Annotated in this window: 8 protein-coding genes; 4 read left to right on the top strand and 4 right to left on the bottom strand. The window is 61.9% G+C overall.

Features of this window, described 5'->3' with window-relative positions; all coding sequences use genetic code 11:
- The first annotated feature begins 141 nt into the window (after positions 1–141).
- Entirely contained in the window at positions 142–1,410 is a 1,269-nt protein-coding gene (locus B0W55_RS27085) for an OmpP1/FadL family transporter (RefSeq protein WP_077048978.1), read from the top strand.
- A 46-nt stretch (positions 1,411–1,456) separates the two neighbouring features.
- Positions 1,457–2,131: a DUF3313 domain-containing protein gene (locus B0W55_RS27090; RefSeq protein WP_077048979.1), complete on the top strand. Its 675-nt coding sequence runs from the start codon at positions 1,457–1,459 to the stop codon at positions 2,129–2,131.
- A gap of 120 nt (positions 2,132–2,251) precedes the next feature.
- On the opposite strand, the gene ligD is transcribed toward B0W55_RS27090, so the two are convergent.
- Together ligD and B0W55_RS27100 are read right to left on the bottom strand one after the other, a co-directional pair.
- On the bottom strand, positions 2,252–4,909 hold the full coding sequence (ligD, locus tag B0W55_RS27095; protein WP_077048980.1) for a DNA ligase D: 2,658 nt from the start codon (positions 4,907–4,909) through the stop codon (positions 2,252–2,254).
- A 206-nt stretch (positions 4,910–5,115) separates the two neighbouring features.
- A complete protein-coding gene (locus tag B0W55_RS27100) occupies positions 5,116–5,862 on the bottom strand; it encodes a tellurite resistance TerB family protein (protein ID WP_077048981.1) in 747 nt (248 codons plus the stop codon).
- Positions 5,863–6,233: 371 nt separating this feature from the next.
- Between B0W55_RS27100 and pcsA the strand changes: the two genes are divergently transcribed.
- Positions 6,234–6,947, top strand: coding sequence for a phosphatidylcholine synthase (gene pcsA, locus B0W55_RS27105; RefSeq protein WP_077048982.1), 714 nt, complete (start codon positions 6,234–6,236; stop codon positions 6,945–6,947).
- A gap of 175 nt (positions 6,948–7,122) precedes the next feature.
- Here the strand turns inward: pcsA and B0W55_RS27110 are convergent, their stop codons facing one another.
- Together B0W55_RS27110 and B0W55_RS27115 are read right to left on the bottom strand one after the other, a co-directional pair.
- A complete protein-coding gene (locus tag B0W55_RS27110; protein WP_077048983.1) occupies positions 7,123–7,935 on the bottom strand; it encodes a class I SAM-dependent methyltransferase in 813 nt (270 codons plus the stop codon).
- A gap of 36 nt (positions 7,936–7,971) precedes the next feature.
- A complete protein-coding gene (locus B0W55_RS27115; protein WP_077048984.1) occupies positions 7,972–8,241 on the bottom strand; it encodes a DUF4242 domain-containing protein in 270 nt (89 codons plus the stop codon).
- A 191-nt stretch (positions 8,242–8,432) separates the two neighbouring features.
- Here B0W55_RS27115 and B0W55_RS27120 point away from each other — a divergent pair, with 191 nt between their 5' ends.
- On the top strand, positions 8,433–9,407 hold the full coding sequence (locus tag B0W55_RS27120) for an AraC family transcriptional regulator (RefSeq protein ID WP_077048985.1): 975 nt from the start codon (positions 8,433–8,435) through the stop codon (positions 9,405–9,407).
- The last annotated feature ends 229 nt before the right edge of the window (positions 9,408–9,636 follow it).

Raw genomic sequence — 9,636 nt, forward strand, 5'->3', positions numbered from 1 at the left:
AAAAAGGCGCGAGCTTCAACCTCGATTCGGTCAAGGCAAAGATCGCCGCGGCGCGCGCCGAGATGGCCAAGTAAACCCCCACGGCAAGGGTGGCCGGCCAGGCCACCCGCTTTCGACCAGGACCTGCGTTGAGGTATTCCCATGCCGACCAGAACAGCCACCCTGCCCGCCCTCACCCTGATCGCCCTCTGCTGCCAGCAAGCCCATGCCGGCGGCATCATGCTCTACGAAATCGCCACCGATAACGTCGGGCTGGCCAACGCCGGCGCCGCTGCCCGGGCACAGGGCCCCTCCACCATCGCCAGCAACCCGGCGGGCATGAGTTACCTGCCGGGTACGCAGATCACGGCTGGTTTGCAGATGCTTTACGGGGATATCAAGTTCAACCGTGACGACGACACCAACGTGTCCGGCAGTGGTAGCGGCAATGCGCTGGACCCGATGGCCGGCGGAAGTTTTTTCATCAGCCATGAACTGGATGACCACTGGAGCGTCGGCTTCGGCCAGTACGGCGACTTCGGCCTGGCGGTCAATTACGACAATGACTGGGCGGGGCGGTACTTCTCGCAAAACTCCAGCCTGCTCGGTCTGTCGCTGGTGCCCAGCGTGGCCTATCGCTTCAACGAGCAATGGTCGGTGGGCGTGGGCGTCAAAGCCATGTACGGCATGTTGCAAGCCCAGACCGCCATCGACCGCTCGCCGTTCGGCCTCACCGATCGTGCAGACGGCCAGTTCAAGTACAAGGACAAGGACTGGGGCTTCGGCGCCAACGTCGGGGTGATCTACGCCCCGCAACCTGGCACTCGCATCGGCCTGGCCTACACCAGCAAGGTCGACCTGAAGTTCGAGGACGGCCTGGACATCAAGGGCAACGGCCCTTTACTCAATCGCCTGGACGGCGCCAAAACCCGACTGGACATGACCGTGCCGCAAACTGTCACCCTGAGCCTGTACCAGCAACTGGACAAGCAATGGGCCCTGCTCGCATCCGTCAACTGGCAGGACTGGTCGCAATTCGGTGACATCGGCGTGCAGGTCGACACCTCGGCCAACGATGCCCGATCGACCAACATCGACGCCGGTTTCAAAGACACCTGGCATCTGTCGCTGGGCGGGCAATACCAGGCCACCCGGCAACTGCTGTGGAACTTCGGCGTGGCGTACGACAGCAGTGCCGTTTCCGACAGCAAGCGCTCGGTGATCGTGCCCATGGCCGAATCCTGGCGTATTGCCACGGGGGCCACCTATGCACTGGACAAGGACACCGACGTCAACCTCAGCTGGGCCATGATCTGGATGGGCGACATGGAGGTGGACCAGAACAAATCGTTGTCGGGCAATCGAATTTCCGGTCAATTCGACAGTGCCTGGATTCAAGCGGTGACCGGGAACATGACTTGGCGTTTCTGATTATCTGGCTACGCTTAGACCACTTACCCAAGGAGCACACCGCACTATGAACCTGTCTCGAAACCTGCTCGTCGGCGTTGCATTGACCGGGCTGCTGCTCGGCGGTTGCACCTCCAAAGTCACTGACAAGGAGCAGTACTCCGGCTACCTGTCCAACTACAACAACCTGCAGGAAGTCACCACGCCCAGCGGCGGCACGGCGATGCGCTGGGTCAGCCCGTCGTGGAACGCCAATGCCTATGACACGGTGGCCTTCAACAAGCTGGAACTGTACCCCGCGCCCAAGCCCAATGAGCGGGTCAACCAGCAGACGCTCAATGAGATTCAGAACTACATGACCAATAAGGCCAAGGCGACCCTGGGGCAGAAATACCGGGTGGTTTCCAGCCCGAACGCCGCACCGGCCGGTTCGAAAACCCTGATCATGCGCGCCGCGATCACCGGGGTGAGCGCTGCCAACGAAGGCATGAAATGGTATGAAGTGGTGCCCGTCGCGGCGGTCGTCGGGGCAACGCAGGCAGCTACCGGTCACCGCGACCAGGACACCGAACTGTTCATCGAGGCCGAGTTCATCGACGCGAAAAACAACCAGACCGTGGCCAAGGTAGTGCGCAAGGTGTTCGGTAAACAGCTGTCCAACGAAAGCCAGAAGATCACTGCCCAGGATTTCAAAGAGGCTATCGACAAACTGGGAACCGACTTCCAGGCGTTCATCCGCTAACACAGACTCTTTGCAGGAGCGAGCTTGCTCGCGAAGAACGCAATGACGACACGGGCTGCCTGGTGCCCCGCGTTATCGTTGACGTGCATCGCGAGCAAGCTCGCTCCTACAGGGGTTGTGTCAGGTTTTTTTCATGCCCACGCGCCGGCGCATGTCGGCGGTGATGGTCTGGCGGGTTTTCTTCAGGTCAGCCCAGGGTTCGTCGCCCACTTCAGCCAGACGTTCATGCACATTGTGGATGTTCCACTGGTTGCCCCCCTTGAGCGCTTCCACCTCTTCGCGAAAGATCGGCACTGAAACCGGCAACCCTTCCCGGGTGCGCGCGGCATAGGCGCAGATGGTCGTGGCGCCCAACCCGTTGCGCAGGTAATCGATGAAGATCCGCCCCACCCGGTTCTTCGGCCCCGACACGGCGGAAAAGCGCTCCGGCAGCATCTTCGCCATGTGGCTGACGATGCCGTGGCTGAAATCCTTGACCTCGTCCCAACCGAGTTTGCGGGTCAGCGGTACCACCAGGTGGATGCCCTTGCCACCGCTGGTCTTGAGAAACGCCTTGAGCCCCAGCTCATCGAGCACCGTCAGGGTCAATTGCGTCGCCTCGACCATACGTTTCCAGGGCAGTGCCGGGTCCGGGTCGAGGTCGAGGACAAAGCGGTCGGGCTTGTCGAGGTTGTCCGAGGTGGCGTTCCAGGTGTGCAACTCCACGGTACTCATCTGCACCGCGCCGACCAGGGCTTCGGCGCTGTTGATGACCATCATCGGCTGGCCGGTGAGCTTCTGGTCCAGGGTGGTGATGCCGGGGATCGCCAGGCGTTCGGCGTTTTTCTGGAAGAACAGCTCGCCGGCAATGCCGTCCGGGGCTCGCACCAGTGCCACGGGGCGGTCCTTGAGCTCGGGCAGAATCCACTCGGCGACACTGGCGTAGTACTGCGCCAGTTGCATCTTGGTGGTGCCGCTGGTGACGTCGATCACCCGGTCGGGGTGAGTGATGCGTACCTTGCCTTCAGCGAGGCCAAGCTGGGACGGCGCCGGGTCGGCGTTCTTTGGCGTTGCCTGGGCCTTGGCAGCCGCCGGTTTCTTCGTGGACGCGGCTTTTTTTACAGGGGCGGTTTTTGCAGGGGCAGTTTTGGCAGCGGCAGTTTTGGTGGATGCAGTTTTCACGGCGCTCGGACGCTCCTCAGTAATGTCTTTGGCAGGCTTGTCGTCACGCAGGCCATGGAACACCGCATGCCGGACCGACCCGTCCTTGGTGATTTCAGCGAATGCCACTTCCGCCAACAGGCGCGGTTTGAGCCAATGCACCCCTTTCAATTCCACGCCGCTGGGAGGATTGACCACCGCCGGTTTTTTCGTCTGCAAGGGTTTGAGTTGCTCGTGGATGCTGCCCAGCGTGGCTTCGTTGAAACCGGTGCCGACCTTGCCGGCGTAGCGCAATTGGCCGCTGTCGCGGTCATGCAGCCCCAGCAGCAACGCACCGAACTTGCTGCGCGAGCCCTTGGGATCGGTGAAACCGACAACGACGAATTCCTGCCGATGCTTGCACTTGAGCTTGATCCAGTCGCTGCTGCGCCGGGACACGTATGGCGAGCCCAGACGCTTGCCGATCAGCCCCTCCATGCGCATCTGGCAGGCGCTGTTGAGCAGGGCTTCGGGGTCTTCGCCGAAGGCATCGGAAAACCGCAACAGCGGGTCTTTCGAGGTATTGAGCACGGTCGCCAGCGCAGCCCGGCGTTCTTCCACCGGCACTTCGCGCAGGTCCACGCCATTGAGGTACGGCAGGTCGAACAGGTAGTAAAGTATGTTAGCGCTGCGGTTGGCTTCAAAAGCGTTTTGCAGTGCCTGGAAGTCCGGGATGCCCTGCTCGTCCGTCACCACCATTTCGCCGTCGAGCCAGGCCGACTCCAGGCCCAGCGCCGCCAGCGCCTTGGCCTGACCGGGGAGCTTGTGGGTCCAGTCGTGGCCGTTGCGGGTGAAGAGTTTGACGTCCTCGTGGTCAATGCGGGCCATGATCCGGTAGCCGTCGAACTTGACCTCATAGCTCCACTGGCCGTCCGGCGCGCGCGCGACCAGGGTCGCCAGTTCTGGCTTGAGTTGATCGGGCAGTTTGGCCTTGTGCGCGCCGGTCAGTTGTCCGGACCTTTCCTTGGTCGCCACAGCAGGTTTTTTGACCGCTTTGGGTTTTGCCGCTTTGGCGGTTTTCGGTGCCTTGGCGATGAGGGTGCGATCGCTGAGCACGCTGTCCGGTTCGGCGGCGACCACGTCGTAATCTTTCTCCGGGCGGGCGGCACCGTCCTGATGCTTGATCAGAAACCATTGTTCCTGCTTGCCCGGCATGTGGGTGCGCACCAGGTTCCACAGGCCGGCGAGCTTCTCGCCCTGCAATTCGAATTTCAGTTTGCCTTTGGCATAGGCCTTGGCCGGGTCTTCCTGGGGAATCCACACGCCACGGTCCCAGACAATCACATCGCCGGCGCCGTAATGGCCTTCAGGGATGCTGCCCTCGAAGGTGGCGTAATCGATCGGATGGTCTTCGACATGCACGGCCAGGCGCTTGACGCTGGGGTCCAGGGACGGGCCCTTGGGCACCGCCCAGCTTTTCAGCGCGCCATCGAGCTCCAGGCGGAAGTCGTAATGCAGGCGCGAGGCGTCGTGTTTCTGAATGCAGAACTGCAGGGCGTGATCCTTGGCAGTTTTCCGGCCCTTGCGCGTGACGGCTGCCGGCTCTGAGGTCGCCGAAAAGTCACGCATGCGGTTGTAGTCATCCAGGTCCTTGTTCATGGTGCACCCTGCTGAACGTCGCGTCTGTCCATCAGCAGAGCGAGCCGGGCGCAGAAAAATTCCATTGGCGTTGAAAATCCCCGGACAGACGGAGGCACGTAGCGGGGAGTTTTTTACCGCAGATTTTCGAAGTCGCCCCCACCGTCAATCACATTCAACTGTGGGAGCGACCTGCTTGCGAAAGCGTGCTCACAGACGACTTGAATTCAAGCAGTGCCCTTGGCCTGCTGCTCCAGGTGCACCTGCAAATCCGGATCGATGTTCAGCGCCGCCGCCAGCTCATCCAGATAGTTACGCTCGGCATCCTGCTGATCGTCCACCAGCATCACACTGGCCAGGTACATTTCGGCGGCCATGCCGGGGTCGCTGGCCGATTGAGCCACTTCGGCAGGGTTCAGGGGTTTGGCCACCTCATCATCGAGCCACTGCTGCAATTGCGGGTCGTCGGTGTGGCGGGCGATTTCGGCATTGATCATCTGTTTTTCCGCATCGTCGAACCGGCCATCGGCCTTCGCGGCAGCGATCAATGCACGCAGGACGGCATGGCTGTGTTCTTCCACTTCGGGCCCCGCCAGCATGTCCACGGTACGCACCGCCTGTTGCGGTGCCGGTTGCTGCTGCGCGGCCTGGCTACGTTGCCAGGCCTGGTACGCCTGGAAGGCCATCATCCCGAGGGACGCCAGCGCGGCGTAGTTGGAGCCGCCACCGGAGCGACCCTGGGTCGAACCACCCATCGGCGAACCGCCTCCCAGCAGGCCACCGAGCAAGCCGCCCAGGCCACCCAGGCCGCCCATGCCACCGGCACCAGCCCCGCTCCCCGAGCCACCGCCGAGCAAGCCACCGAGCAACCCACCCAGGTCCCCGAGTCCGCCTTGCGCCGCCCCGCCGCCCTGTCGCGGCACCGCGCCCTGGCCGCCGCGCAGCAGTTGTTCGAGCAGATCGGTGGTGTTCATGGCGACGTCCTCTTCCAGGGAATGGATCCAGACCAACAAAGATAGCCCCCGCCGCAAAATGTGCTAACACCGTTTGGCTGACATCACTTCGTACTGGCCCGGTGGATTTATCCAGAGCCTTTTTTTACGGCCCAGCTAAGATTCATAGGTGGTGTAATGCTGTTCACTTGAGGACGAATACTTTATCCGTGGCGAGGGAGCTTGCTCCCGTTGGGCCACAGGTTTTACTTCATCTTAAGTGAACAGCATTACTCAGGTGGTGAACCTTATTCCCGGATACCCGGTCGATACCTGCACCCGACCCGGTTTGCCGCCGCCTTCTTTAATTCAAGGCGCTGACTGGCTTGTTTCTTTTTCTGGAGAACGCCCCCGTGATAACGACTCTGCACATTGCCCGGCTCAAAGCGTGGGGAGCCCATGGTTTTACTGCCACCGGCGTGGTCACCGCGTTCCTCGCGACCCTGGCCCTGCTCGACAACCAGCCGACCAATTGCCTGCTGTGGCTGGGGGTGGCGCTGATCGTCGACGGTCTGGATGGCGCCCTGGCGCGCAAGGTCAATGTGCAGTCGGTGCTGCCGAGCTTCGACGGTTCAATCCTCGACCTGGTGATCGATTACCTGACCTATGTGTTCATTCCGGCACTGTTCATCTATCGCTACGTGCCGCTGCCGGACTACACGCTGCTGCTGACGGTGTCGCTGATTCTGGTGTCGTCGCTGTTCTGTTTCTGCAACGTCAATATGAAAAGCAAGGACAACTACTTCCAGGGCTTCCCCGCCGCGTGGAACGTGGTCGCGCTGTGCCTGTACATCATTGCGCCGTCGCCGTGGATCACCTTCCTGACGGTGATCGGCCTGGCCTTGCTGACCCTGACCCGAATGAAATTCCTCCACCCGTTCCGGGTCCGCCGTTTCATGCCGATCAACATCGCCGTGACAGCCATCTGGTTGCTGTGCAGCCTGTCGCTGGTGATCAACCATCCGGTGATCAACCCGCTGGTCATGGGGCTCTGGTTGCTGATGTCGGCGTACTTCCTGGGGATCTGCTTCTGGCGCACGGCGCTGGAATGGTTCGACGTTAAATAGCAGGCCGGTGATGCGTGAATGGCTCGAGGCGCGCAGGTGATTTGAATTCCCCTGACAACGCAAATCCCCTGTGGGAGCGGGCTTGCTCGCGAAGGCAATGTGTCAGTCACCATTAACATCGACTGGTCCACCGCCTTCGCGAGCAAGCCCGCTCCCACATGGGGCCTGTGTGAAGTCAGCGCCTTGTGATGACCACTTCCAGGTACTCACTGGGCACCACCAGCGACTTCTCCCCTGCCCGGTTCAAATGGTTGAGCAGGTCGGTCATGTCCTTCTCCAATGCCTTGGCGCCATCGGCCGGCAACGCGGCGAAAGCCTTGTGCATCGGGCCGTACCAGCTGCGGAAAGTGTCGATGAAATGCCCGGCGTCGCGATAGCGGAAGTTGAAGTGCTTGCGCGTGACCTGCACCAGGAACTGGCGATCGTCGAAATGCGAGTGCAGCCAGGCTTCGGTGCCCCACTGTGACGGCGACTGCGCGCCGGGGGGTGGCGGCATGTGCTTGCCGAGGATCTTGAACATCTGTCCGACGAACCCTTCCGGGGTCCAATTGGCCAAACCGATCCGCCCCCCCGGCCGACAGACCCGCGCCAGTTCTGCGGCGGCCTTGGGCTGGTCCGGGGTGAACATCACGCCGAAGGTCGACAGCACTGCATCGAAGCTGGCATCGGCAAAGGGCAGCGCTTCGGCGTCGGCGACCTGGAAGGTAACATTGAGGCGCTCGGCCCTGGCCCGGTCCTCGCCGCGTTCGAGCAGTGCGGCCACATAGTCGGTGGAGGTCACCAGACAGCCGCGGCGGGCAGCGGCCAGGGTGGCATTGCCGTTGCCGGCGGCGACGTCCAGTACTTGCTCATCGCACAGCAGGTCACAGGCCTCGGCCAGTTGCTCGCCGACGATCTGCAACGTGGTGCCGATCACGGCGTAGTCGCCGCTGGCCCAGGCGGCCATCTGGCGATTTTTCAAGGCATTCAGATCAATGGGTGTACTCATGATTCCGCTCCGTTGCGGGATGGAACGCCGCCGGGCTTATTCTGCCGTGGTCGGATCGATGATGGACGTGACCTGGGACACGCGGGTAGCCGGGAAACCGCTCAGCCTGGCGTGCTCCTGTATCTGCGCTTCGCTCGGTGCGATGTAAACGCAGTACAACCTGTCACCGGTCACGTAACTTTGCAGCCACTGCACCTCAGGCAGCTCGCGCAGGGTCCGGCAGGACTTTTGCGACGCGGCTTTCAAATCCCTTTCTGACAGTGTTCCAGCACCCGGTATTTCGCGCTCAATAACGAACTTCGGCATGGCAACCTCTCATTCTTGTTATGGACTACAGAGTCGGTAACGGCCCTGTAGCCAAACTATCACTCTGGCGCGCCACCGGCGTCCTGCCCGATCGTCGGCCAGGCCTGCCCGATCGTCCGGAGATTTCACCGGATGCGCAGAGGCGTTCACAATCAGGTACTTCAACCTGTGTCTCTGCACCGGAAGTCACCATGGACGCCTTGTCACAGACCCTTCGCGTCGTCCGCCTGGTCGGCGCCATCTTCATCAATGCACGGTTCACCGCGCCCTGGTGCTATCAATCGCCAAGGGCCGACACCGCCGCGCCGTTCCTGGAGCCGAACGCCGAACGGGTGGTGATCTTTCACCTGATCACCGAAGGCGAGTGCTACGTCGAACTGGACAATGCCCCGCCTCTGCTGCTGAGCGCCGGCGACGTGGTGCTGTTTCCCCAGGGCGACGCCCACCGCATGAGCTCCCAACCCGGCCTGCCCCCCGCCACCGGCGGACGACTGGACAGGGTCCTGGCCCGGCGGCCGCGGCAGTTGAGCTACGGCGGTGGCGGCGCGGTGACGCGACTGGTGTGCGGTTACCTGGCCTGCGATACACGGTTGGCGGGGATGTTGTTGACGGGGTTGCCGTCAGTGGTGCGGGTCAACGTACGCGGCTCGCCTGCCGGGATCTGGCTGGAATCGTCAGTGCGCTACGCCCTGGCCGAAGCCCGCTCCCCACGACCCGGCGGCGAAGGCGTGCTGGCGAAACTGGCCGAAGTGCTGTTCATCGAAGTCCTGCGCCTGTACATGCACGAACACGGCAAAGGCCGCACCGGATGGCTGGCTGGCGTCAACGACCGCATCGTCGGCGCCGCCCTCAACGCCCTGCACGACAAACCGTGCCACTGCTGGACCCTGGAAGAACTGGCCCGCACCGCCGGCACATCCAGATCAGTGCTCGCTGAGCGCTTTCAACAACTGGTCGGGGTTTCACCGATGCAGTACCTCACGCAATGGAGGATGTTGCTGGCCGCCAACCTGTTACGCAGCAGCAACAGCTCGTTGATACGGATTGCAGAAGAAGTGGGTTATCAGACAGATACCGCCTTCAGTCGCGCGTTTCGCAGAGAATACGGCGCCCCACCGGCAGCGTGGCGACGCAGCCAGGAAAAACACTCGGCGATTCATCATTAGAAAATCAGAAGATTGAAAGATCAAAAGATCAAAAGATCGCAGCCTCCGGCAGCTCCTACAAAGGCAAGCCATACACCCGCCCCCACCATTCATCAGGCCGAGCGTTAGCTCGCCTGCAGCTCTTGATCTTGATCCACCCGCGCCTTCGGGAGGCTGAGTGGAGGCGTTTATCCGGGGACTGGCGCGCAGCGCCGTGCGGCGAAGCCGCACACATTGCATGTAGGTGCAG

The sequence above is a fragment of the Pseudomonas sp. KK4 genome (assembly GCF_001984065.1).
Classification (GTDB): Bacteria; Pseudomonadota; Gammaproteobacteria; order Pseudomonadales; family Pseudomonadaceae; genus Aquipseudomonas.

What these genes read in the sequence shown, in the direction of transcription:
- B0W55_RS27085 (WP_077048978.1), top strand. Translation starts at nt 142, where the DNA reads ATGCCGACCAGAACAGCCACCCTGCCCGCCCTCACCCTGATCGCCCTC.
- B0W55_RS27090 (WP_077048979.1), top strand. Translation starts at nt 1,457, where the DNA reads ATGAACCTGTCTCGAAACCTGCTCGTCGGCGTTGCATTGACCGGGCTG.
- B0W55_RS27120 (WP_077048985.1), top strand. Translation starts at nt 8,433, where the DNA reads ATGGACGCCTTGTCACAGACCCTTCGCGTCGTCCGCCTGGTCGGCGCC.
- ligD (WP_077048980.1), bottom strand. Translation starts at nt 4,909, where the DNA reads ATGAACAAGGACCTGGATGACTACAACCGCATGCGTGACTTTTCGGCG.
- B0W55_RS27100 (WP_077048981.1), bottom strand. Translation starts at nt 5,862, where the DNA reads ATGAACACCACCGATCTGCTCGAACAACTGCTGCGCGGCGGCCAGGGC.
- B0W55_RS27110 (WP_077048983.1), bottom strand. Translation starts at nt 7,935, where the DNA reads ATGAGTACACCCATTGATCTGAATGCCTTGAAAAATCGCCAGATGGCC.
- B0W55_RS27115 (WP_077048984.1), bottom strand. Translation starts at nt 8,241, where the DNA reads ATGCCGAAGTTCGTTATTGAGCGCGAAATACCGGGTGCTGGAACACTG.